Annotated in this window: 26 protein-coding genes; 11 read left to right on the plus strand and 15 right to left on the minus strand. The window is 67.9% G+C overall.

All coding sequences use genetic code 11. From position 1 onward, the window contains the following. Positions 1-27 precede the first annotated feature (27 nt). From RV045_RS03525 to RV045_RS03565, 9 genes are all read right to left on the minus strand, one after another. Entirely contained in the window at positions 28-492 is a 465-nt protein-coding gene (locus RV045_RS03525; protein WP_423234487.1) for a beta/alpha barrel domain-containing protein, read from the minus strand. Beyond that, positions 489-1,487 carry a 2-dehydro-3-deoxygalactonokinase gene (locus RV045_RS03530; RefSeq protein ID WP_423234386.1) on the minus strand — a complete coding sequence of 333 codons (999 nt, stop codon included), beginning with the start codon at positions 1,485-1,487 and terminating at the stop codon, positions 489-491. Before RV045_RS03530 ends, RV045_RS03525 begins: the two co-directional genes overlap by 4 nt. Continuing rightward, entirely contained in the window at positions 1,484-2,989 is a 1,506-nt protein-coding gene (locus RV045_RS03535) for an N-acyl-D-amino-acid deacylase family protein (RefSeq protein ID WP_423234387.1), read from the minus strand. The genes RV045_RS03530 and RV045_RS03535 overlap by 4 nt, the downstream gene beginning before the upstream one ends. Further along, the gene (locus RV045_RS03540) at positions 2,986-3,960 is read right to left on the minus strand and encodes a MurR/RpiR family transcriptional regulator (RefSeq protein WP_423234388.1); all 975 of its coding nucleotides are present in this window, start codon (positions 3,958-3,960) and stop codon (positions 2,986-2,988) included. The genes RV045_RS03535 and RV045_RS03540 overlap by 4 nt, the downstream gene beginning before the upstream one ends. A 2-nt stretch (positions 3,961-3,962) precedes the next feature. Beyond that, positions 3,963-5,420: a type III PLP-dependent enzyme domain-containing protein gene (locus RV045_RS03545; RefSeq protein ID WP_423234389.1), complete on the minus strand. Its 1,458-nt coding sequence runs from the start codon at positions 5,418-5,420 to the stop codon at positions 3,963-3,965. An 8-nt stretch (positions 5,421-5,428) separates the two neighbouring features. Further along, a complete protein-coding gene (locus tag RV045_RS03550) occupies positions 5,429-6,553 on the minus strand; it encodes an ABC transporter ATP-binding protein (protein ID WP_423234390.1) in 1,125 nt (374 codons plus the stop codon). Between the two features lie 59 nt (positions 6,554-6,612). Next, on the minus strand, positions 6,613-7,446 hold the full coding sequence (locus RV045_RS03555) for an SDR family oxidoreductase (protein WP_423234391.1): 834 nt from the start codon (positions 7,444-7,446) through the stop codon (positions 6,613-6,615). Further along, positions 7,443-8,699 (minus strand): hypothetical protein, encoded by a 1,257-nt coding sequence (locus RV045_RS03560; protein ID WP_423234392.1) that lies wholly within the window; start codon positions 8,697-8,699, stop codon positions 7,443-7,445. Before RV045_RS03560 ends, RV045_RS03555 begins: the two co-directional genes overlap by 4 nt. Before the next feature lie 129 nt (positions 8,700-8,828). Then, positions 8,829-8,996 (minus strand): hypothetical protein, encoded by a 168-nt coding sequence (locus RV045_RS03565; RefSeq protein WP_423234393.1) that lies wholly within the window; start codon positions 8,994-8,996, stop codon positions 8,829-8,831. Between RV045_RS03565 and RV045_RS03570 the strand changes: the two genes are divergently transcribed. From RV045_RS03570 to RV045_RS03585, 4 genes are read left to right on the plus strand one after another with little or no spacing between them, the layout of a single operon-like run. Next, complete coding sequence (locus tag RV045_RS03570; RefSeq protein ID WP_423234394.1) at positions 8,995-10,215, plus strand: ABC transporter substrate-binding protein; 1,221 nt, start codon at positions 8,995-8,997, stop codon at positions 10,213-10,215. The genes RV045_RS03565 and RV045_RS03570 overlap by 2 nt on opposite strands. A gap of 3 nt (positions 10,216-10,218) precedes the next feature. Continuing rightward, on the plus strand, positions 10,219-11,127 hold the full coding sequence (locus RV045_RS03575; RefSeq protein ID WP_423234395.1) for a carbohydrate ABC transporter permease: 909 nt from the start codon (positions 10,219-10,221) through the stop codon (positions 11,125-11,127). After that, the gene (locus RV045_RS03580; RefSeq protein ID WP_423234396.1) at positions 11,124-11,975 is read left to right on the plus strand and encodes a carbohydrate ABC transporter permease; all 852 of its coding nucleotides are present in this window, start codon (positions 11,124-11,126) and stop codon (positions 11,973-11,975) included. Before RV045_RS03575 ends, RV045_RS03580 begins: the two co-directional genes overlap by 4 nt. Positions 11,976-12,003: 28 nt before the next feature. Beyond that, positions 12,004-12,396: a RidA family protein gene (locus RV045_RS03585; RefSeq protein WP_423234397.1), complete on the plus strand. Its 393-nt coding sequence runs from the start codon at positions 12,004-12,006 to the stop codon at positions 12,394-12,396. Positions 12,397-12,409: 13 nt separating this feature from the next. Here the strand turns inward: RV045_RS03585 and RV045_RS03590 are convergent, their stop codons facing one another. Beyond that, positions 12,410-12,691 carry a type II toxin-antitoxin system YafQ family toxin gene (locus RV045_RS03590; protein WP_423234398.1) on the minus strand — a complete coding sequence of 94 codons (282 nt, stop codon included), beginning with the start codon at positions 12,689-12,691 and terminating at the stop codon, positions 12,410-12,412. Between the two features lie 100 nt (positions 12,692-12,791). Between RV045_RS03590 and RV045_RS03595 the strand changes: the two genes are divergently transcribed. The 4 genes from RV045_RS03595 (at position 12,792) to RV045_RS03610 (ending at position 15,180) form a co-directional block, all read left to right on the plus strand. Then, positions 12,792-13,169 carry a VanZ family protein gene (locus RV045_RS03595; RefSeq protein WP_423234399.1) on the plus strand — a complete coding sequence of 126 codons (378 nt, stop codon included), beginning with the start codon at positions 12,792-12,794 and terminating at the stop codon, positions 13,167-13,169. Positions 13,170-13,238: 69 nt separating this feature from the next. Next, the gene (locus RV045_RS03600) at positions 13,239-13,724 is read left to right on the plus strand and encodes an acyl-CoA thioesterase (RefSeq protein ID WP_423234400.1); all 486 of its coding nucleotides are present in this window, start codon (positions 13,239-13,241) and stop codon (positions 13,722-13,724) included. A gap of 70 nt (positions 13,725-13,794) precedes the next feature. Then, positions 13,795-14,496, plus strand: coding sequence for a CoA transferase subunit A (locus tag RV045_RS03605; protein WP_423234401.1), 702 nt, complete (start codon positions 13,795-13,797; stop codon positions 14,494-14,496). A gap of 45 nt (positions 14,497-14,541) precedes the next feature. Then, positions 14,542-15,180, plus strand: a complete 639-nt coding sequence (locus RV045_RS03610; protein WP_423234402.1) for a 3-oxoacid CoA-transferase subunit B — start codon at positions 14,542-14,544, stop codon at positions 15,178-15,180. A gap of 59 nt (positions 15,181-15,239) precedes the next feature. On the opposite strand, the gene RV045_RS03615 is transcribed toward RV045_RS03610, so the two are convergent. Further along, complete coding sequence (locus RV045_RS03615; protein ID WP_423234403.1) at positions 15,240-16,043, minus strand: nucleotidyltransferase family protein; 804 nt, start codon at positions 16,041-16,043, stop codon at positions 15,240-15,242. 96 nt (positions 16,044-16,139) lie between these two features. On the opposite strand from RV045_RS03615, the gene tkt reads away from it, so the two are divergent. From tkt to RV045_RS03630, 3 genes are all read left to right on the plus strand, one after another. Next, entirely contained in the window at positions 16,140-18,173 is a 2,034-nt protein-coding gene (gene tkt, locus RV045_RS03620) for a transketolase (protein WP_423234404.1), read from the plus strand. Between the two features lie 169 nt (positions 18,174-18,342). Then, entirely contained in the window at positions 18,343-19,344 is a 1,002-nt protein-coding gene (gene gap / locus RV045_RS03625) for a type I glyceraldehyde-3-phosphate dehydrogenase (RefSeq protein WP_423234405.1), read from the plus strand. Positions 19,345-19,478: 134 nt separating this feature from the next. Continuing rightward, a complete protein-coding gene (locus tag RV045_RS03630) occupies positions 19,479-20,966 on the plus strand; it encodes a S8 family serine peptidase (protein WP_423234406.1) in 1,488 nt (495 codons plus the stop codon). Positions 20,967-20,993: 27 nt separating this feature from the next. Here RV045_RS03630 and RV045_RS03635 read toward each other — a convergent pair whose 3' ends face one another. From RV045_RS03635 to RV045_RS03650, 4 genes are all read right to left on the minus strand, one after another. Next, the gene (locus RV045_RS03635) at positions 20,994-22,088 is read right to left on the minus strand and encodes an NAD(P)H-dependent flavin oxidoreductase (RefSeq protein WP_423234407.1); all 1,095 of its coding nucleotides are present in this window, start codon (positions 22,086-22,088) and stop codon (positions 20,994-20,996) included. Then, entirely contained in the window at positions 22,085-22,369 is a 285-nt protein-coding gene (locus RV045_RS03640; protein ID WP_423234408.1) for a BrnA antitoxin family protein, read from the minus strand. The genes RV045_RS03635 and RV045_RS03640 overlap by 4 nt, the downstream gene beginning before the upstream one ends. Then, on the minus strand, positions 22,326-22,601 hold the full coding sequence (locus tag RV045_RS03645; protein ID WP_423234409.1) for a BrnT family toxin: 276 nt from the start codon (positions 22,599-22,601) through the stop codon (positions 22,326-22,328). Before RV045_RS03645 ends, RV045_RS03640 begins: the two co-directional genes overlap by 44 nt. A 95-nt stretch (positions 22,602-22,696) precedes the next feature. Then, entirely contained in the window at positions 22,697-23,407 is a 711-nt protein-coding gene (locus tag RV045_RS03650) for a glutathione S-transferase N-terminal domain-containing protein (RefSeq protein WP_423234410.1), read from the minus strand. Positions 23,408-23,431 lie beyond the last annotated feature (24 nt).

Below are 23,431 nucleotides of genomic sequence, written 5' to 3' on the forward strand. Positions count from 1 at the left end.
GTCGGTGTTCCGGCTCAGCCACGGGGATCAGGCCGGCGCCGCGATCCAGCAGGCGCGTGTCAGCAGCAGCCCGACCCCCGCGCCCGCAGCGCACCGCCCGGCGCCCGCCTCCAGAGCGGCAAAGCATTCGGTGGCCGTCTGCACCCCCGGCACACTGACCATGCCAGCCGCGCGCGTCGCCGTCACCACGGCCGGGTTGAAGTTGGGTGACAGCACCAGCTGCCCGCCTGCCGCCGCCACGTCGGCCACCGAGGCCACGTCCAGCACCGTGCCCGCACCCACCACCAGGCGCTCGCCCATGCGCTGGGCCAGTCGGGCGATGCTGTCCAGCGGCTGGGGCGAGTTCAGCGGCACTTCCAGCACGCGCCACCCGGCCTCAAACAGAACCTCGGCGACGCCATCAACCTCCTGCGGCGTGATGCCGCGCAGGATGGCGACCAGCGGCAGTTCGGCCAGCGCCGCCTCGTAACGCGCCAGGGTGTCGGCGCTCATGAGGCTCTCCCGTTGAAGGCGGAGGTCAACCCGGCCGCAGCCGCCAGCTGCGCCAGCCCCCGCGCCACGGCGGTACTGCCATCGACCAGCGTGGCCTCCCGGCCCAGGTGCTTCAGCACGCGCTGGTACGGCGTCGCCAGCGCCGGTCCGCAGACCAGCACCAGCCGCGCCTGCGGCGGCAGACCATGCCGCGCCAGCGCCGCCGAGCATTCGTAGGCCAGCAGCAGGCCGGACAGGAAAGCGTGCAGGCGCTCGGGAGCCATCTCGCCCAGAACGCCCCGGGCGCGAACGCCAAAAAGCTGGTGCAGCCAGTCGGGCCGCGCCAGCGCGGTCGCGACGCCCTGGTCAAACGCGGCCTCGTCCCAGCCGCTGCCCGACATGGCCTGGCCCAGCAGGCTGTGCTGCGTGGCCAGCTCGAACAGCTCGCCTGTCCACCAGGTCGAAAAGCCCTGGATGCGGCCCTGCCCGTCCACCGGCGCCCACTTGCTGTGCGTGCCCGGCAGGATGACGCAGTCCGCCTGCAGACACAGCGCCAGCGCGCCCAGGATCTGGGTTTCCTCGCCGCGCAGGATGTCGCTGAAATCGGGCAGCGCGCCGGGGGCAGCCACGGGCGCCGGGTGGCGCAGGCCGGGCACCACGGCCATCATCGTCGGCAAGGACGATTCCGGCGGCCGGGGCAGGCCAGACATGACTTCAGCGAGCGTATCAGCCGTCACCACCAGATCGGCGGCCACATCCACATAAGGTGCGTGACACCAGCCCGCCGCGCTGCCCACCATGCCGCACAGCAGCACAGGCAGGTGGGCGTGACCGGGAAGCCAGTCCCCCAGCAGCGTCTGCAGGGCCTGCGCCCAGGCGGCAGCGCCCTGCCCGGCCAGCGCTTTGGCACCGGGCCCCCCGGTGCGTTGCTGCAGACATTCGCCGTCCGGGGCGATCAGCAGGGCGCGGCTGTGGGTTGAACCCCAGTCCACGCCAATCAGGCCGGGGAAATTCATGCGGCCTCCTGCACGGGCGTGGCACAGTCGCCAAAGCGCTCGCGCTGTCGGCGCAGCCAGCGACCGGCGCGCGCGCCCGTGGCCTGGCCGTCGTGCACCGCCTGAACGCCCGCCACCCAGACGTGGGCGATGCCCTCGGAAGGCAGGCAGGGCTGCTCGAAGGTGGCGCGGTCGCGCACCGTGTCCGGATCAAAAGCGACCAGATCGGCAGCGAGCCCCGGGCGGATGCGTCCGCGCCCCGACAGGCCAAAGGTGTCGGCGGGCAGGCTCGTCATACGGCGCACGGCTTCGGCGAGGTGGAACAGGCCCTCGTCGCGGCTGTAGTGGCCCAGCACGCGGGTGAAAGTGCCCCACAGGCGCGGGTGCGGGTGCTGGTCGTGCGGCAGGCCGTCGGACCCGATCATGGTGTGCGGGAAGGACAGCACGCGGCGCACGTCGTCCTCGCGCATCTGGAAGTAGACCGCGCCTGCGGGCATCAGGCGCCGCGCCGCTTCTTTCTGGTCCACGCCCCACAGCACGGCGATATCCGCCAGATCGCGTCCGGCCATCTCCGGGTGCGCGGTGGACCAGGAGATCATGATGCGGATGACGCCATCCACATAATCGGGGTCCAGGACGGTCGATCCGGCCGGATAGGGATAAGCGTCCAGGCGGACGGGGTGACGGCGCTGGCGCTCGGCGACCAGCGCCAGCGTTTCGACCGTGCGGCCCCAGTTGGCGGGACCGGCGCATTTGTGGTGCGACAGCAGCACCGGCACCAGGGCGGCTTCGCCCGCGTCGCAGGCCTCGTTCAGGGCGTCCAGAACGCCCGCGTATTCGTCGCGGATGTGCGAGGTGTAAAGGCCGCCGTGCTGCGCCACATCGCGCAGCAGCGGAACCAGCTCGTCGTGGCCCGCCGCACGTGCCGGGGCGTAAAACACACCGCTGCTCAGGCCCAGCGCCCCGGCCTGCAGCGATTCGCGCAGCACGGCACGCATGGCGTCCAGCTCGTCGGGTGTCGCAGCGCGGGCGGTATCGGCCATGCAGCGCAGGCGCAGCGTGGCGTGGCCAACCAGGCTGGCCACATTCAGCGCGGGCTGCGCGGCATCCACCGCGCGGGCGTAATCGGCAAAGCGGTCATAGACAAAATCGGCCGAGGCGCCCAGCAGCGTCAGCGGCGCGGGCGGCTGGGGCGGATCCAGCGGGGCCTGCCAGGGCGCCAGGCTCAGGCCGCAGTTGCCGGTGATGACGGTGGTGACGCCCTGGCTGAGCTTGGGCCACATCTGCGGCTGGATCAGCGCCAGGCGGTCGTCGTGCGTGTGGGTGTCGATGAAACCGGGCGCCAGCGCCAGGCCGTCCAGATCGGTTTCGGCCTGCCCGGCTGTCTGAGGAAGGCTGCCGCAGGGCGCAATCTGACGGATCAGGCCATCGGCCAGCAGCACATCGGCGCTGTAGGGCGCGCTGCCGCTGCCGTCGAACACGCGGGCGTTGCGCAGCACCGTGCGGGGAGAAATATCGCTCATGATTGGGGCGCACGCTGGCGCAGGCTGTCGCTGTAGTGGCGGAATTCGGTGTCGACCAGGTGGTGCAGGCGCGCTTTGGCCTGGCGCATGGTGTCGAGCTGGCTGCGGTCGATGCGCAGCGCCACGCCGGTGATCAGGGCGTCCAGCACGCACATGTGCACCAGGCGCGAAACGCCCGGCGTGTGGCTGTCTATGGTGCTGGACAGGCCCAGCAGCAGCGCAATATCGGCGCGGCTGGCCAGCGGCGCGTGGTGGTTGGTCAGCACCAGGGTGGTGGCGCCGCGTTCGCGGGCAATGTCCAGGCACTGCGCGATCTCGACGCTGGCGCCGCTGTTGGAGATGGCAAACAGCGCATCGCCCGGCTGCAGCAGCCCGCAGTACAGACGCTGCTGGTGGGTGTCGCCAAAAGCGTGCGCCGATTTGCCCAAGCGCAGAAACTGCAGCTGCGCGTTGGCCGCCACCGTGGCCGATCCGGTGCCCACGCCGATGAAGAAGATGCGGTGGGCGGCAGTGAGCGCATCGAGCGCCGCCTCGACCTGCGCGGTATCGAGCTGGCGCATGTGGTTCAGGCCCTCGATGGCGGCGCTGCTGACCTTGTCCAGCAGCTGCGAGGTGCTGTCGTCGCGCGTCAGGCTGGCGCTGGTGTAGTTCAGGCCGCCCGCCACGCTCTGCGCCAGGCGCATCTTGAAGCGGCGCAGACCCTCGCAGCCCACGGCGCGGCAAAAGCGCGTCACGGTCGGCTCCGAGACCCCGGCGCGCGCGGCCAGGTCGGTGATGCTGGCGTGGATGGCGTGATCGACATCGGCCAGCACCACCTCGGCCACGCGGCGCTCGGCCGGGCGCAGGCCGTCCAGCGCGGCGCGGATCTCGGGGATCAGGTGGCCCGGCGAGGTGCGCAGCCAGCCTTCGGCGGCGGAGGCTTCTCCGGCCGCCGCAGCGTCGGCCGTGTCAGGAGCGGATCGTTCGTTCATGGTCAGCCAAACTGGGTGTGGACAGCCCCGCAGACCCGCCCGTCGCTGTCGCACACGGGCAGCAGCGTCCAGCGGTCAAAGGTGGTGCAGGGGTGGGAAATGCCGCAGGCCACGATGTCGCCCACGGCCAGCGCAATATCACCGGCGCTGCCGGGCGGCAGGCGCAGGTAGGCGTGCTGATCGTTCATGCGGTCGATGCGCCAGCCCTCTTGCGCCAACTGCGGGACGGGCGTCATAGGGCCGGGCTGCCCCGGGCGATGCCAGGCCAGCGGGCGCGGCAGGTCGATGTCAAAAGACGCGTCGCGCTTGCCCATCGTCAAAATGGCCAGGCCGGGCTCGGGCCGCGACTGCACCATGGCCCAGACCTGCAGCGCGGGCAGAAGGCCACTGGGGGGCAAGGCGGCAAAAATCTGCGGCTCGCGTACAGCCATCTCGTCGAGCAGGCCGTGATAGAAGCCGTGGTCGTGCGTCAGGTAGCAGCCACTGCGCAGCAGCACGCGGTGCGGGCGGCTGAGCGGCGGGCAGGCCGACAGGCCACGCGCCACGCGGTCAAAAAAGGCCGATCCGCCCGCTGACAGCCAGATCGGCGGCTGGGCGTCATCGCCCGCCTGAGGCTGCTGCGCACCAAACATCCCGGCCGCGTCCAGCTGCTGCGCCAGGCGCACCTGCCGCGCCAGCAGCGCATCCACCCCAGCCAGATCGTGCTCACGCCGGGCCGTGACAAACAGGCCCTCGTAAACCTCCAGCCCGGCCAGGCGCAGGCCGGGCGTGGCGTGGATGGCGCGGGCGATGTCCAGCGCCGCCGCATCGTCGCGCAGCCCGGCGCGGCCCTGGGGCTGGCCCAGCTCCAGCAGCACGCCAAGGCTCTGGTGCGACGGGTGGGGCTGGTTCGGCTGACCCCGCAGCGGCTGATCGGCCAGCGCGTCGCGCAGACGCTCGACCCCGGCCAGCGCGTCCACCAGCATCATCACCGACAGGCTGGCGTCCGATGCCAGCAGACGCAGCAGGGCGCGCAGCTCGGCGCCCGAGACGATCTGGTTGGCCACCACCAGGCGGCGCACGCCCATGCGGTAGGCCGCCTGCAACTGGCTGAAAGTCGCCACGGTGATGCCCCAGGCGCCCGCCTGGAGCTGCAGATCAAACAGCTCGGGGCTCATCGTGGTTTTGCCATGCGGCGCCAGCGATACGCCCAGATGCTGGCAGAAGCGCTGCATCCACTGCGCGTTGTGCAAAAGGCGTCCCTGGTCCAGAACCGCCAGGGGAAAGCCGGTGTCGCCGTCGCGCACGCTGGGGCGGCGGGCCAGCCAGGCGGGCAGCGGCGTCGGACCGTCCAGCGCCAGGCCCTTCTGGCCCGCAGGCAGCGGCTGCTGCCACAGGGCGTGCAGCGATTCGCCCAGCGGGTGCCGCGCAGCGTGGGGGTAAAGCGCCAGTTCCGGGGCGGAGATCAGGTCAGCGGTCATGGCCATCCTCAGGCGGCCCGGGCCAGCGCAGCGCCGGGTGCGGCCTGCGGCGCCAGCACATGGCGGCCGCTGTCGCTGTGAAAGAGATGCGCCAGGCGTGCTTCCTGCACCTGCAGGTGCACGGTGTCGCCCGCCTTCAGTTCGGTGCGGCCGTGCAGCACCACGCACCAGGGGGCGTCGCAGCCGGGCACCTGGCCGTGGACGTGGGCCTCGCTGCCCGTGGATTCCACCAGCGTCACCGTCATCGGCAGGCCGCTGTCCGCCAGGCGCAGGTGTTCGGGGCGCAGGCCCAGGGTCAGCGCCTGGCCGGGCTGCAGACCCGCGCGCGGGGCCAGATCACCCAGCGGCCACGCGGTTCCCGCCACGTCCAGCACCAGCGCATCGCCCTGCAGGCGGCTGGTCCCTTCGGCGAAGTTCATGCCGGGCGACCCGATAAAGCTGGCGACAAAGCGGTTGACCGGGCTGTCGTACAGCTCCAGCGGGCGCCCGACCTGCTCGACGTAACCCGCACGCATCACCACGATGCGGTCGGCCATGGTCATGGCCTCGACCTGGTCGTGCGTCACGTAAACGATGGTGTTGCGCAGGCGCTGGTGCAGGGTCTTGATTTCGGCGCGCATCTGCACGCGCAACTGGGCGTCCAGGTTGGAGAGCGGCTCGTCGAACAGGAAAAGCGCCGGTTCGCGCACCACCGCCCGGCCCATGGCCACGCGCTGGCGCTGGCCGCCCGACAGCGCACGCGGCAGTCGATCCAGCAGGTGCGAGAGGTTGAGCATCCCGGCGGCCTTTTCGATGCGCGGCCGGAAATCGGCCTCGGCTTCGCCGCGCGAACGCGGTCCGAAGGCGATGTTCTCGAACACCGACAGGTGCGGGTAGAGCGCGTAGCTCTGGAAAACCATGGCGATGTTGCGCTTTTGCGGCGGCAGCTCGTTGGCACGCACGCCGCCCACGCGCAGCTCGCCGCCGCTGATGCTTTCCAGCCCGGCGATCATGCGCAAGAGCGTCGATTTGCCGCAGCCCGAGGGGCCGACCAGCACCACAAATTCGCCATCGGCAATGTCCAGATCGATGCCGTGCACGACCTGCGTCGCGCCAAACTGCTTGCGCAGCTGCGAGAGCTGAAGCTGGGCCATGGGGTTCTCCTTCGGGGTTCGTGAAAGGGTCGTGAGGGGTTGTGGGGCGCCCTGCGGCGTCAGATATCGGCCTGGGTCAGCTCGGCGGCCAGCGGGCGCACCCCGGCCATCAGCCCGCCATCGACCGGCAGGGCCACGCCGGTGATGACGCGCGCCGCGTCCGACGCCAGGAAAAGCACGGCGCTGGCGATGTCGTCCGGCGTGGCGAAATCGCCCAGCGGATACCACTTGCGCAGCTGTTCGAAAACCTGCGGATTCTTGTCGGCGCGCGCCTGCCAGGCGGGGGTTTTGACGGTGCCGGGCAGCACGATGTTGGCGCGGATGCCGTGCGGGCCCAGTTCCAGCGCCAGCGCGCGGGTGTAGCTGATCAGCGCCGCCTTGGCCGCGCTGTAGGCCGGGTGGCCCAGCGCCGCCAGCGCGTTGACCGACCCGATCAGCACCAGCTGCCCGCTGCGGCGCTGCATCATGGCCGCCCGCACCGCCTCGACGCAGTGGTAGGTGCCGTTCAGGTTCAGATCGATGTCGGCGTGCCAGTCGGCGCGCTGCGTGCCCTGCAGCGTCAGACCCCGGGCGGCGCCCGCGTTGGCCACCAGAACATCCACCGGGCCAGTCTGTGCGGTGACGGCGGCCAGCGCCGCTTCCAGCGCGGGCGCGTCGGTGATGTCGGCGGCGAGCGGATGCCATCGGGCCAGATCATGGGCACTGACACCCTCCTGCGCCAGACGCTCGGGCAGCGCGGCCAGCGCAGCGGCATCGTGATCCAGCGCGATCAGCACATCGCCCGCCTGCAGCACGCGACGGCACAGGCCCAGGCCGATTCCGCCACAGGCGCCGGTGACCAGGGTGACGCGGCGGGCGGCGGAGCGATCTGCTGGAGAAAACCGTGTCGTCATGGGGAAACTCCTAAAACTGTGGCTGGCGCATGCCCGCGCAAAGTCGCTGCCAGCCGCTGCCAGTGCGCGGCACGCAGCAGGCCGTGGTTGTAAAAGCTGACATCGGCAATGCCAGCCTGGGCGAGGGCTTCCAGCGCCTGCGCCACCTCGCGGCCGTCGCCCAGATCGGGCGGGCCGGGGCGCAGGATGGCGCGCACGCGGCGCTGGCGCACAGCGTCTTCGCCCACGCGGCAACACACGTCCCAGGCGTCGGCGGCAACGCGGGCGGCGTCGGGCTCGTAAAAAGGCACTTCCACCCAGTCGGCCGTGCGGGCCAGCGCGGCCCAGTCGCTGCCTTCCAGGTAGGCCAGACTGCTGGGCCGCTGCACGCTGGGGATAACGCCCAGGGCCACGCGCGCGGGCAGCGCAGCGCGGATGTCGGCGACCAGCGCGGTGACGGTCTCCTGGCGCAGGCGATGCCAGGCGGCCAGCTCGGGGTCGGCGACCAGATCGGCCTGCAGCCAGGCCTGCGCCATATCAGCCGGGGCATCCACCGGCGCGTGCAGATAGCGCTGGATGCGCTGCGCGGTACGGGCGCGCAGGGCCGGGGCGTCCAGGCCGCGCGCCTGCCCCAGGCGAACACAGGCCGGGCAGAAGCACAGGCCCAGCTGCTGTTCCAGCCAGGGGTTGCTGCGCACTTGGGCAAATTCGTGGTGATAGCCGTGGGCGTAAGGCAGCCAGCCGGGCGTTTCCAGCACCAGGCTGGCCGGTTCCAGGCGGGCGATGTCGGCGCACAGCGCCACGGCGTACTCGCGCACCGCCGCGTGCGACGGGCACAGGCTGTAAACATAGCCATCGCCCAGCGCGTTGCGCGCCGTGTACTGCGGGTGCAGCGCGCCCAGGCGGCTGTTGTGCAGCAGCACCGTCCAGGCGTGTAGCGCCAGGCCTTGTGTGGCGACGCTGTCCTGCCAGGCGCGGGCCACGCTGCGCACAGCGGCCTCGCTGTGCGGCTGGGGGGTCAGCTCGCCATAGCGCGCCCTGTCCGGGTCGAAATAAACCACGCCGTCCTGCGGGAACACCACCGCGCTGCTTCTGGATTGCGGCCGCAGGAACTTGCCCGCGTGGTAGCTCAGGGCCAGCGTCAGGCCGTTGAAGCCGCTGCCGCGCAGGTGATCGGCCATGGCGTCCACGCCCGTTTCGGCCACGTCAAAAGCGTAGGCATAAACCGAGCGAACGGCACAGTGGACAGGATCAGGGCGGTCAGTAGCAGTCATGCAGATCCAGACAGGAAAGGCGCTTTGGCGGGATTCAGCCGCAGGGTTCAGACCTTACGGACCTTAGCAAATGTAGACAATTTACTCAACCTGTCCATCTGCGGCAAAGGCTGGGCAAGCAATAAAAAATCATTCAAACAATTGTTTTTTATAGAAAAATAAATCGACCAGGGTTTTCCATGATGGGCATATTGCCGCAGCGATGTAGGATAAAAACACACAGACCGATTCCGGACTGCGGCCCATCGCCCTCCCTGCCTTTGTTGATTCCTTCCCCTTTTTCGAGGACACCGTCATGATCAAACCTTCCCTGATCCAGTGGGCCAGCGCCTGTGTGCTCGGTCTGGCCAGCCTGACGTCCGCGCACGCGGGCACCCTCCGCGTCACCATTCCCAGCTACAGCGACTACACCAAGACGTGGATCGAGCAGATGGCCAAAGGCTTCGAGAAAGCCAACCCCGGCGATCAGGTCAAGGTCGAAGTGGTCAGCTGGGACAACCTGCAGCAGAAACTGCAGACGGACATCGGCGGCAACAGCGCGCCAGATATCGCCGTCATCGGCACGCGCTGGCTGCTGGATTTTGTGAAGGACGACATCGCCGAGCCGCTGGACGGCCTGAGCCCCGAGCTGAAAGGCCGCTTCGTGCCCGCCTTCCTCAAGCCTGCGACCATCCAGGGCAAGCTGTATGGCCTGCCCATGGCGGCCAGCGCCCGCGCCCTGTTTTACAACAAGGATCTGATGACCAAGGCCGGTTTCCCCAACGGCCCCAAGACCTGGGATGACGTGGTCGCTGCCGCCAAAAAAATCAAGGCCGCAGGCGCTTATGGGTTTGGCGTCCAGGGCAAGGAAATCGAGACCGACGTCTACTTCTACTACGGCCTGTGGAGCATGGGCGGCGACGTGGTCGATGCTTCGGGCAAGGCCGCTTTCAACTCGGCCGCCGGGGTCAAGGCCGCGACGCTGTACAAGAGCATGATTGACCAGGGCCTGACCGAGCCCGGCGTCACCGGCTACAGCCGCGAAGACCTGCACGGCCTGTTCAAGCAGGGGCGACTGGGCATGGTCATCACCATTCCGCCGCTGGCCAAGCAGATCGCCAAGGACGCGCCCAAGCTGCAGTACGGCATCACCGGCCTGCCCAATGGCGGCAAGAACGTCACTTACGGCGTGACCGACTCGATCATGATGTTCAAGTCGTCCAAAGAGAAGGAGACCGCGAAGAAGTTTCTGGGCTACATCTTCAGCAAGGAAGCGCGCGTCGAATTCGACAAGAACGAAGGCTTCCTGCCCGTGACCAAGGCCGTGGCCGAAGACCCGGTGTTCGCCAGGGACCCGGTGCTGTCGAAGTTTGTTGCCCTGCTGCCCAACGCCAAGTTTGCCCCGCTGGTGACCGGCTGGGAGGACACGGCGCAGGCGGTGACCAACGCCATGCAGGCCGTCTATCTGGGCAAGGCCCAGCCCAAAGCCGCGCTGGACAAGGCCGCCGCCGAGGCCAACACCAAGCTGAGCCAGTAAAGCATGAGCCCGGATCCCACCCGCCGCCCGGCGGTGGCCTGGGCGCTGATTGCGCCCAGCCTGCTGCTGGCGGTGGCCATCATCGGCTACCCCTTCTACACCATCGTCAACCACTCGCTGCACGAGATCTCGCGCTTCGGCGCGGTGCGTGGCTTCACGGGCCTGGCGAATTTCCAGCAAGTGCTGGCCGACCCGGTGTTCGGGCAGGTGGTCTGGCGCACGCTGCAGTGGACGGTCTGCGTGGTGGGCGGCACCATTCTGGTGTCGATTCCGGTGTCGCTGGTGCTGCAGCGCGATTTTTACGGGCGGGGGCTGGCGCGAACCATCGTGATGCTGCCCTGGGCGGTGTCGCTGACCATGACGGCCATCGTCTGGCGCTGGGCTTTCAATGACCAGTACGGCATGGTCAACGCCTCGCTGGGCAGTCTGGGGCTGATATCCGGGCCGATTTCCTGGCTGGCCAATGGCCAGATGGCCTTCTGGGTGGAAGTCGGGGTGGGCATTCTGGTGTCCGTTCCCTTCACCGTGACGATTTTTCTGGGCGGGCTGTCGTCCGTCCCCACCGACATTTACGAGGCTGCCGACATGGAAGGCGCTTCGAGCTGGCAGCAGTTCCGCCGCCTGACGCTGCCGCTGCTGCGGCCCTTCATCAATATGGCCATCGTGCTGAACGTGATCTACGTGTTCAACTCGTTTCCCATCATCTGGATCATGACCCAGGGCGGGCCGGACAACGCCACCCACATCATGGTCACTTACCTTTACCAGCTAGGCTTCCGCCTGGGCCGTCCGGGCGAGGCCGCCGCCATCTCGCTGATGATGCTGGCGCTGCTGCTGACCTTCACCATCATTTACGCCCGGCTGCAGGGGCGAGCCGGTTCGGGCTCGGGCGCCGAAGGGAGCGCCGCATGAACGCCGCCAAACTGCGCCGCAGCCTGATCTGCTGGCTGGTGCTCTCGCCGCTGGTGGTCGTGGTGATTTTTCCCTTTGCGGTGATGTTTCTGACCGCCGTCAAACCGGCCAGCGAAATCTACGTCTACCCCGCGCGCTGGCTGCCGCAGGTCTGGCAGTGGCGCAATTTCAGCGACATGTGGACGCAGACCGGCTTTGGCACGGCGCTGTTCAACAGCCTGCTGGTCTCGCTGTCGGCCACCGTGCTGACGCTGATCGTCAGCGTCCCGGCCGCCTACGCTTTTGCGCGGCTGCAGTTTCGCGGCCAGGGCGCTTACCGGCAGTTTCTGCTGATCACGCAGATGCTTTCGCCCATCCTGCTGGTGCTGGGCCTGTTCAAAATGGCCGCCGTCACGCCCTGGTTTGACGGCGGCAACCTGGTTGATTCGCGCCTGGGCGTGGTGATTGCGTACAGCGCTTTCGGCATCGCTTTTGCGGTGTGGATGCTGTCGTCCTATTTTCAGAGCATTCCGCGCGACCTGGAAGAATCGGCCTGGCTTGAAGGCTCGGGTGCGGTGCGCACGGTGTTCAAGGTCTTCCTGCCGCTGGCGGTGCCCGCCATGGCGGTGACGGCGCTGTTCACCTTCGTCAACGCCTGGAACGAGTTCGCGGTGGTCTACACCCTGATCCGCTCAGAAGAAAACCAGACCCTGACCGTGCTGGTGACCAATATGGTCGCCGGGCAGTACGTCGTCAAATGGGAGCTGGTCATGGCCGCCACCGTCTGCGCCGTGGTGCCCGTGGCGGTGCTTTTCGCCTGGATGCAGCGCTACATGGTCCAGGGCCTGTCCAGCGGCGCCGTCAAATAAGCGCTTCAAAAAATCCCCGAGGAAACCCATGACCGCACACCGCGAACATTTTGGCCACACCCCGTCCGGCGCCGGTGGCCAGCGCCTGCCCTTCTCGCCCGCCGTGCGCGCGGGGGATTTTGTCTACATCTCCGGCCAGGTCGCCATGGGCGAGAACGGCGAGATCGAACCCGGCGGCATCGAAGCCCAGACCCACCGCACCTTCGCCAACGTCAAAAAAGTGCTGGCGCTGGCGGGCTGCACGCTGGACGACGTCATCAAAATGACCGTCTGGCTGGACGACACGCGCGATTTCTGGACCTTCAACCGCATCTACCAGAGCTATTTCACCGGCCCACCCCCCGCCCGCTCCTGCGTGCAGTCAGCCATGATGGTGGACTGCAAGGTGGAGATTGAGGCGATTGCTTACAAGCCGCTGTGAGGGTGGGCAGGGTCTAAAGCCCCAGTTCTGCGTGCGAGCCCAGCCGCACCAGCCGCAAAGTGTGCGCGTCCGGTTTTTGGTAAACGAGAACCAGATCGGGCTTGATATGGCAGTCGCGATGATCGCTCCAGTCCCCCGTCAGAGCGTGATCGCGGTGGCGTGGCTCCAGAGGCAGATCCGCCAGAAGCAGCGACAAAATCGCGCGCATCTCTGAATCCAGCGTCGTGCGAAAGCGGCCCTTTGCCTCACGCCGGTAATCCCGTCTGAATTGTCCCGTGTAATCAGGCGTCCGCATTCAGATCGTTCATCAGATCATCCAGACTGGCCGCGCGGGTCACTTTCCCGGCGCGGGCATCTTTGATCGCCTGGATACCCACCCATGCCACAATGCTGACATGAAGCTGTCTTTTCTCTCTGATCCCGAGCGGGCGCAGCGCCCCTGGCGACTCGTGTTCGTGGCGGGGCTGTGCGCTACCCTGGTTCTGGCGCTGGTGCCCAGCGTGCCGGAAGCGCTGAGCACCGGCTGGGACAAATCCAACCATGTGCTGGCGTTTTTCGTGCTGACGGTGCTGGGCTGCCTGGCGTTTCCGCGTCACCGCAGTGTGCCGCTGGCGCTGCTGGTGCTGTTTGGCGTGGCCATCGAGGTGCTGCAGGCGCTGACGCCCACGCGCCAGTCGGACTGGCACGATGTCGTGGCCGATGTGATTGGCATCGTGCTGGCGCTGCTGGTGATGCCGCTGATCCTGCGCCTGGTGCCTGCGGCGCGCCGTTGACCGCATCGCTGGCAGGATGCGCGGCGGGCTGCCGCTAGAATGGTGCATCGCATCAAGAGCCTGCTGCCCATGAAACTGGATCTGCCCTCCGACATCGTCCGGGTCCACCACTGTGACATCCCCACCCGCTGGGGGGACATGGACGCTTTCCAGCACATCAACAACGCGATCTATTTCCGCTACATGGAATCGGCGCGCATCGAGATGCTGCAGGATCTTTACGCCACCCAGCCCGGCGCCGCCGAGGCCGTCGCGCCCGGCACCGGCCCGGTGGTCATCAATGCCTTCTGCAACTTCCTGGCCCAGATCACCCACCCGGCCACGCTGCGCGTGACGCACTTCCTGGGCGAGATCGGCCGGTCCAGCTTCGACACCTACATCACGATGGCCCGCACCGATGCGCCCGACGTGCCGCTGGCGCGCGGCGGCGCCACGGTGGTGTGGGTGCACTACGAAGCCGGTAAGGCCATCGCCCTGCCTGCGCCGCTGCGCCAGGCGCTGGTGACGCTGCGCGAATCGGGCGGCGTTCCTGCCCCCGCTGAGTCTCTCGCCTGAATCCGGCCCGAATCGCAATGAAGGCGATCCGGGCGAATCTTCTTTCTTTTCTTTCAGCACAAGGTCGGACATGAACAAAATCTACCCTTCCGCCGATGCCGCGCTGGCAGGACTCATCCACGACGGCCAGCTCCTGGCTGTCGGCGGCTTTGGCCTGTGCGGCATCCCCGAGGCCCTGATCGACGCCCTGCAGGCCACCGGCGCCAAAAACCTGACGGTGATCTCCAACAACGCCGGTGTGGACAACTTTGGCCTGGGCAAGCTGCTGGCGACGCGGCAGATCAAAAAAATGATCTCCAGCTACGTCGGCGAGAACAAGGAGTTCGAGCGCCAGTACCTCAGCGGCGAGCTGGAGCTGGAGTTCACGCCCCAGGGCACGCTGGCTGAAAAGCTGCGCGCGGGCGGCGCGGGCATCCCGGCTTTCTTCACCCAGACGGGCGTGGGCACGCTGGTGGCCGAAGGCAAGGAAACGCGCGAGTTCGACGGCAAAACCTATGTGATGGAGCGCGCGCTGCTGCCCGAGGTCTCGCTGGTCAAGGCGCACCGCGCGGACGCCAGCGGCAACCTGCAGTTCCGCCGCACGGCGCGCAACTTCAACCCGGCCGCCGCCATGGCGGGCAAAGTGTGCGTGGTCGAGGTCGAGGAGATCGTCGACGTGGGCGCCATGGACCCGGACGCCGTCCACCTGCCGGGCATTTACGTGCACCGCATCGTGCTCAACGCCACGCCCGAAAAGCGCATCGAACAGCGCACCACCCGTCCGGCCGCCTGACGCCGCGACATGCACCCTGCACCCTGACCCATCAAAGGACGAAACATGGCCTGGAATCGTGACCAAATGGCGGCCAAGGCGGCTGCCGAGCTGCAGGACGGCTTTTATGTGAACCTGGGCATTGGCCTGCCCACGCTGGTGGCCAACCACGTCCCCGAAGGCGTGGACGTCTGGCTGCAAAGCGAGAACGGCATGCTGGGCATCGGCCCTTTCCCCACCGACGACGAGGTCGATGCCGACCTGATCAACGCGGGCAAACAGACGGTGACGACGCTGCCGGGCTCGAGCATTTTCGGCAGCCACGACAGCTTCGCCATGATCCGGGGCGGCAAGATCAACCTGTCCATTCTGGGCGCCATGCAGGTCTCCGGCCAGGGCGATCTGGCCAACTGGATGATCCCGGGCAAGATGGTCAAAGGCATGGGCGGCGCCATGGATCTGGTGGCGGGCGTGGGCCGCGTCATCGTGCTGATGGAGCACGTGGCGCGCAGCAAGGATGGCAAGGTCAGCACCAAAATCATCCCCGAATGCACCCTGCCGCTGACCGGCGTGGGCGTGGTCGACCGCATCATCACCGACCTCGCGGTGATCGACGTGACGCCGCAGGGGCTGAAGCTCGTTGAAGTCGCCGAGGGCGAGACGCGCGAATCGGTGCAGGCCGTCACCGACGTGCCGCTGCTGTAAAAACGGGGCCGCCTGCTGCAGACCGTGGGCGGCCTGGCTACGCTGATCGCCTGGGGCTATCAGCCGAGCTGACGGCCCGCGTGATCCGTCCCGCCGGGAGCCGGGGCGGCGTTGGCGCGCTCCAGCTCCTGCGGCGTGCCGACGTTGAGCCAGGGCCCGTCGGCACCGTCGTTCCACAGGTGCCCGGCCAGGGCGCCCCGCGCCGCCGCATCAAAGAGGCAAGGCCCCAGCGCCGCGCGCTGGCCGGGCGCGATGCCCTGAACCAGGCGACGGCGCACCAGCGCCACATTGGCGTAGGTGTAGGGGTGGCGCGCAATCTGGCCGTCGGCGCCCGGCGGGTGACGGCGAACACGGTCGCCGTCCAGATCGAAATCGCCCTGCGCGTGAAAGCCGGGGTTGGGCACCAGCCACAGCGCGGCGTCATCCGGGCTGGCCGCAAAGCGCGCAGCCGCCTCGGCGCTGTACTGCCAGCGCGGGGCGTAAATGTCGCCCGAGACCAGCCAGATTGCTTCGTCATCGGCGCCGCCCTGCAGCAATGGCCAGGCCGTGGCCAGGCCACCGGCGGTTTCCAGCGCCTGGCCGTAATCCCGACCCTCGTGCGAATAAAGAATCTGCAGACCAAAACGGCGGCCGTCGCCCAAGCAAGGCTCGAACTGATCGCCCAGCCAGGCGGTATTGATCAGCACCTGGCGCACCCCGGCGCGCGCCAGCGCCAGCAGGTGCCAGACGATGAGCGGCCGGCCGTGCACCGCCAGCAGCGGCTTGGGCGCAGCGTCGGTCAGCGGGCGCATGCGCTCGCCGCGTCCAGCCGCCAGGATCATGGCGCGGGTCACCGGAGGTAAAGAGTCTTGAAGATGGCTCATGGCGCAGCAGAATTGGCCGGTAAAATCACCGCCCGTGATTGTGACATCCCCCGATCTCCCAACCCGGCGCTCTGCCGCCGCGACCAGGTGCCTTCCATGAAATCGCTCAGCCCCGAACAGTACACCGCCATGGCCAACGCCGTGCGCGCCCTCGCCATGGACGCCGTCCAGCAGGCCAACTCCGGCCACCCCGGCGCCCCCATGGGCATGGCCGACATGGCTGCCGCGCTGTGGGGCCGCCACCTGCGCCACAACCCGGCCAACCCGCTGTGGCCCGACCGCGACCGCTTCGTGCTGTCCAACGGCCACGCCTCGATGCTGCTGTACTCGCTCCTGCACCTGACGGGCTACGAGCTGACCATGGACGACCTGAAAGGCTTCCGCCAGCTGCACAGCAAGACGCCGGGCCACCCCGAAGTCGATGTGACCCCCGGTGTCGAGACCACCACCGGGCCGCTGGGCCAGGGCATCTGCAACGCGGTCGGCATGGCGCTGGCCGAAAAGCTGCTCGCTGCCGAGTTCAACCGCCCCGGCTACGACATCATCAACCACCACACCTACGCCTTCCTGGGCGACGGCTGCATGATGGAAGGCGTCAGCCACGAGGCCTGCGCCCTGGCCGCGTCCTGGCGCCTGAACAAGCTGATCGCGCTCTATGACTCGAATGGCATCTCGATCGACGGCGAAGTCCAGCCCTGGTTCAGCGAGAACATCGCCGAGCGCTTTGCTGCCTACGGCTGGAACGTGATCGGCCCGGTGGACGGCCACGATGCTGACGAGGTCGAACGCGCCATCGCCCAGGCCAAAACCCTGGACAACGCGCCCAACCTGATCATCTGCACCACGCGCATCGGCCACGGCAGCCCCAACCGCGCGGGCACCGCCAAGGCCCACGGCGAGCCCTTGGGCGCCGAGGAAATCAAGCTGACCCGCCAGTCGCTGGGCTGGGATCACGAGCCCTGGACCATCCCCCAGGACGTGTACGACGCCTGGAACGCACGCGCCCAGGGCGGCAACGAAGAGGCCGTCTGGAACCAGCAGTTCGCCGCCTACCGCCAAGCCTTCCCCGAACTGGCCGCGCAGCTTCAGCGCCGTCTGGCGGGCGAGCTGCCTGACGATTTCGCCGCATCGGCCCAGGCCGCGCTGGCCGCCACGCACGCCAAGGCCGAAACCATCGCCAGCCGCAAAGCCAGCCAGAACGCGCTGGAATGGCTGACCGGCGCCCTGCCCGAGCTGCTGGGCGGGTCGGCTGACCTGACCGGCTCCAACCTGACCAACACCAGCCACACGCCCAAGCTGCGCTTTGACGAATCCACCGGCAGCGTCGTCACCGATGCCACCGGCCACATCGGCCGCCACATCAACTACGGCGTGCGCGAGTTCGGTATGGCCGCCATCATGAACGGCATCGCGCTGCACGGCGGCTACATCCCTTACGGCGGCACTTTCCTGACCTTCTCGGATTACAGCCGCAACGCCCTGCGCATGGCCGCGCTGATGAAGCGCCGCGTGGTGCACGTCTTCACCCACGACTCGATTGGCCTGGGCGAAGACGGCCCGACCCACCAGTCGGTCGAGCACGCGGCCAGCCTGCGCCTGATCCCCGGTCTGGACGTCTGGCGCCCCGCCGACACCGCCGAAACCCTGGTCGCCTGGACCAGCGCGCTGCAGGCCAAAGATCGGCCCAGCGCCCTGCTGCTGTCGCGCCAGAACCTGCCCTACGCGCCCAAGGCCAGCCTGGCCGACATCGCGCGCGGCGGCTATGTGCTGAGCGAACCCGCCAGCGCCGCGCAGGCCGTGCTGATCGCCACCGGCAGCGAGCTGTCCATCGCCCTGGCCGCGCAGGCCCAGCTGGCCGAGAGCGGCATCGCTGCGCGCGTGGTCTCCATGCCCTGCTGCGAGGCCTTCGACCGCCAGGATGCCGCGTACCGCGATCGCGTGCTGCCCGTCGGCGTGCCGCGCCTGGCCATCGAGGCGGGCGTCACCGGCCTGTGGTACCGCTACGGCTGCGCCCGCGTGCTAGGCCTGGACCGCTACGGCGAATCGGCCCCGGCCGGGCAGCTGTTCGAGCTGTTTGGCCTCACCGCCAGCCACCTTGCGCAGGCCACCCGCGAGGTGCTGGGCGCCTGAGGCCGCGCGGCTGGGTTCAGGTCCGCATCAAGCCCGGGTTGAGGTTTTCTCAATCGGGCCGGACGCGGACCGGACCATTTGTCGATTAAGCTAGACCCCGTAGGCCCGGCGCTTTTTGCCCAACTTCCCTGAACCGGACCTGTTTTCCGCTGTCAACCAAGGACTCAACATGACCCTCAAGATCGGTATCAACGGTTTTGGCCGCATCGGCCGCAATGTGCTGCGCTCGGCGGTGCTGAACTTCCACGACATCCAGATCGTCGCCATTAACGACCTGCTGGAACCCGACTACCTCGCCTACATGCTGCAGTACGACAGCGTGCACGGCCGCTTCAAGGCCGACGTGTCGGTCGAAGGCAACACGCTCATCGTCAACGGCAACCGCATCCGCCTGACGCAGGAGCGCGATCCCGCCAACCTGAAGTGGAACGAGGTCGGCGCCGACGTCGTCCTGGAAGCCACCGGCCTGTTCCTGACCAAGGATGCGGGCGAGAAGCACCTGGCCGCGGGCGCGAAGAAAGTCATCTTCTCCGCCCCCAGCAAAGACGACACGCCGATGTTTGTCTACGGCGTCAACCACGACAAATACGCGGGCCAGGCAATTGTTTCCAACGCCAGCTGCACGACCAACTGCCTGGCGCCGATCGCCAAGGTGCTCAACGACAAGTGGGGCATCAAGCGCGGCCTGATGACCACGGTGCACGCCGCCACCGCCACGCAGAAAACCGTCGATGGCCCGTCCAACAAGGACTGGCGCGGCGGCCGAGGCATCTTGGAAAACATCATCCCCAGCAGCACGGGCGCGGCCAAGGCGGTGGGCGTGGTCCTGCCGGAACTGAAGGGCAAGCTGACCGGCATGTCCTTCCGCGTGCCGACCAGCGACGTGTCGGTGGTTGACCTGACGGTCGAGCTGAACACCCCGGCAGACTACAAGGACATCTGCGCCGAAATGAAGGCACAGAGCCAAGGCGCCCTGAAAGGCGTGCTGGGCTACACCGAAGACAAGGTCGTCGCCACCGATTTCCGCGGCGAAACCTGCACCAGCGTGTTCGACGCCGACGCAGGCATCCAGCTGGACGGCACCTTCGTCAAAGTCGTGAGCTGGTACGACAACGAGTGGGGTTACTCCAACAAGTGCCTGGAAATGGCCCGCGTGGTCGCCAGCAAGTAAGCGCCCGCCCACAGCGCACCCCATCCGCCTGCAGGACGCCCACCGGCTGCCTCAGGCGGTTTTTTTGCGCCCACGCATGGCGTCAGGAGCGCCAGTGGCACAATCGTTTCAGAATGAATTCGAGGACTGCCGCCATGCCCCTGCTGCCCGACCCACAAACCCGCCGCCGGGGCCTGTCCGCCCTGCTGCTGTCTGCTGCGCTGCTGGCCGGTCTGATGCTGATGCAGACCGCAGCCCACGCGGCCACCCCCGATGACCCTTACTGGCCCGAGCAGTGGTGGCTGCAGCCCGTCGGGCCAGGCAACCCGGCAGCGGCGGGTTTTGATCCGCTGCAGGCTGCCCAGCCCGGAAATCCGCTGCCAGTGATCGCGGTGCTGGACAGCGGCATCACTGCGCACCCTGACTTCGACACCCGCCGCCTGCTGCCAGGCTACGATTTTGTCGCCGACGCCAGCTACGCCAATGACGGCGATGGCCGCGACGCCGATCCCAGCGATCCAGGCGACGCCCTGAGCCAGTTCCGCATCAACGCCTCTCCCGACCGGTTTTCCGGCTGCGACAGCCAGGACAGCTCCTGGCACGGCACCAGCGTCATGGGCGTTCTGGCTGCCACCAGCAACAATGCAATGGGCGTGGCGTCCGCCACACCACTGGCCCGGGTGATGCCACTGCGCGTATCGGGCCTGTGCGGCGCCAGCACGCAGGATGTGATCGACGCCATGCGCTGGGCCGCCGGAATACCGGGTGTCTGCCGCACTTTCCTCAACCCCTACGATCCGGCGCAGGGCTGCGCCACACTGATGCCGCCCAACCCGACCCCGGCGCGCATCATCAACTTCAGTCTGGGGCACGCGCAGGCCTGCGATGCCAGCTACAGCCGCGTGATCGCCGAACTGCGCCAGCGCGGCGTGCTGGTGGTGGCTGCGGCCGGTAACGAGGCGGGCGCCGTCGAGCGGCCGGGCAACTGTCCGGGGGTGTTGACGGTGGCGGCGCTCAACCGCCTGGGCATGAAGGCCTGGTACAGCAGCTTCGGCCCGCAGGTGGCCCTGTCAACGCCGGGCGGTGATGTCAACGGACAGCCCTGGGATGACAGCGGCGTGCTGACCCTGAGCAACACCGGCACCACGCGCCCTCGCCTGGCGGCCTACACCACGGTCCAGGGCACCAGCTTCACCGCGCCCATGGCCGCAGCGGCAGCGGCGCAGATGCTGCAGGCCGATCCGGCCCTGACACCGGACGAGATCATCCAGGGCCTGAAAGCCAGCGCCCGCCCGCACACCGTGGTCGATGGCTGGCCCAGCTGCTCGGCCAGCGCCGCCGGGTCGTGCAACTGCACCCCCAGCACCTGCGGTGCGGGCCAGCTGGATGCCCAGGAGGCCCTGCGCTGGGCCGTCCTGCACGCCGCGGGGCAGCCCTATACCCCGCCGGTGCGCAATGCCGTCCATCTGTCAGCGCTGGACGTGGGCGGCATACCGCCCAGCACCGCGCCCACGCCTGCACTGCTGGGGAGCAGTGACGGTGGTGTCAGCAGTGGCGGCGGAGGCGGGGCAACAGGGCCGGTCGCGCTGCTGATCGGCGCTCTGGCCGCGCTGGGTTTGAGGGTGATGCGACGCCGGGGCTGAGCGGACTCAGCCCGCTCTTTCAGCCCATCAGGCCTGATCCGGCAGACCCTGCGCCAGCGCCGCCGTGACGTCGGCAGCCGGAATGGCCCTGCAACCGCTGGCGTTCTGACCGCACCACAGCGGCGTGAAATCGCTGCGGCCCGCCCGTTCGGCGGCAGTACGCAGCGGCGCGATGGCTGCGGTGGCCAGCGGAAACGCCGGTGCAGCATCTTCCTGCCCACCCAGCTCGCGCATGGCGCCGTTGACAATGCCGCGCGCCGCGCCGCCGGTGAACAGCCGGGTCAGCGCCGTGTGACGCGCCTGCGGGCTGGCCAGCGCGGCGCGGTGCAGCGCGCTGGTGCTGGCCTCGGGGCACAGCAGATAGGCCGTCCCGGCTTGAACTCCAGCCGCACCCAGCGCGAAAGCCGCCGCCACACCCGCCGCATCGGCGATCCCGCCCGCGGCGATCACCGGCAGCTTGACGGCGCGCACCACTTGCGGCAGCAGCGCGAAAGTGCCCATCTGCGCCGAAACATCGTGCGACAGGAAGTGGCCCCGGTGCCCGCCCGCCTCCAGCCCCTGCGCGATGATGGCGTCGGCGCCGTGATCCTGCAGCCACAGCGCCTCGTCCACCGTCGTGGCACTGGACAGCACCTTTGCGCCCCAGCCGCGCACCCGCGCCAGAAGCGCCTTGGAGGGCAAACCAAAGTGAAAACTGACCACCGGCGGCCGGAAAGGCTCGGCCAGGTCGGCCAGCGCTTCGTCAAACGGACTGCGCCCGGCGCCTGCGGGAACGCGATCCGGATCGATGCCGTGCTGCGCATAATAGCGCGCCAGAACCTGCCGCCATGCGGCTTCGCGGCCCGCATCGGGCACGGGCGGGGTGTGGGCGAAAAAGTTCAGGTTCCACGCCAGGCCGCCCGAATCGCGGGCCATCACTTCCAGCTCGGCCTGCAGCGCCTGCGGACTCAGCGCCGCCGCTGGCAGCGAGCCCAGCCCCCCAGCGCGACACACCGCCAGCGCCAGTGCACTGCCCTGCACCCCGGCCATCGGCGCCTGAATGATGGGCAGGCGGATGCCCAGAAGGTGGTTCAGATGTTGCGCAGGCGGTCTTTGCGCGACGGAGCCGTATTGAGCGATCACGCCTTCTCCAGCGGCTGCGCCAGCCGCTCGGCCATGCGGGTCTGCCAGCCTGGCCCAGTGGCCCGCCAGCGCTCGATCACCTCGGCGGGCAGCCGCAGCGATATCAATTTGCGCGGACTGGCGGACAGCGGCCGACCGCCCTTGTTGATGCGTGCCCGCGCCAGCATCTCGTCGGTCAGCTCGGGCAGCTCGTCGTACTCGGCTGGGGTAATGGTGTGGGCATCCAGCCGAGCCAGATCAGAAGTCCAGGAGGGGGAGAATGCGGGTCTGTTCGCGATCATTGGCTTTCCTCATGCTGAAAACATGTCGATCTTCGCCGCGCGCCACGTAGCCGACAACGACCAGACGCTGGTCCAGAAAACCGTAGCAAAGGATGCGCTGTTCGCCGTAGTCGTTGCGCACATCCTCCAGCTCCAGCGTGGGGCCTTCAAAAACGGCCTTGGCATCGGCAGAGTCGATACCCCTTTCGCTCAGCGTTCGCTCCCGTTTGGCCGGATCGAAAGTGATATACATGATGTTATCGTATCTACGAAAACCCCGTCAATCGAAATACGGAAGGAATAAGCAACTGAAGCGACTCCTTGCGCACCCATTCATCAACGGGTCAGTCAAGCCCCCACCGCCAACCCCCTCTGCACCGCAGGACGCTGCACGAACTGGGCGAGCACGCGGGCGGTTTCAGGGAAATCGGACCAGCCGACCTGGTCGCCGACGCCGTAGCGCTCGATCAGGTTGCGCACCCAGGGCAGGATGGCCATGTCGGCGATGGTGTAGTCGTCACCCATGATCCAGCGGCGGCCGGTCAGGCGCTGCTCCAGCACGCCCAGCAGGCGGCGGCTTTCGGCCAGGTAGCGGTCGCGGGGACGCTTGTCTTCAAAATCGCGGCCGCCGAACAGCACGAAAAAGCCCACCTGGCCAAACATGGGGCCGACGCCGCCCATCTGGAACATCAGCCACTGCAGGGCTTCGTAGCGCCGGGCCGGGTCTTTGGGCAGAAACTGCCCGGTTTTCTCGGCCAGATAAACCAGCATGGCGCCTGATTCAAACAGCGCCAGCGGCTGGCCCCCCGGGCCGTCCGGGTCGATCAGCGCGGGAATCTTGTTGTTGAGGAATGTGCCGACAAATTCGGGCGAGAGCTGATCATTGCTGCCGAAATCGATGCGGTGGGCTTCGTAAGGCAGGCCCATTTCCTCCAGCGCGATGGATACCTTGACGCCATTGGGCGTCGCCAGGGTATAGAGCTGCAGCCGGTCCGGATACTGCGGCGGCCATTTGTGCGTGACGGAAAAGGCGGAAAGAAGAGATTGATTCGGGCTCATGCGGGGATTCGGTCTGTCGGTATT

This window comes from Amphibiibacter pelophylacis, assembly GCF_037688875.1.
Lineage (GTDB): Bacteria > Pseudomonadota > Gammaproteobacteria > Burkholderiales > Burkholderiaceae_C > Amphibiibacter > Amphibiibacter pelophylacis.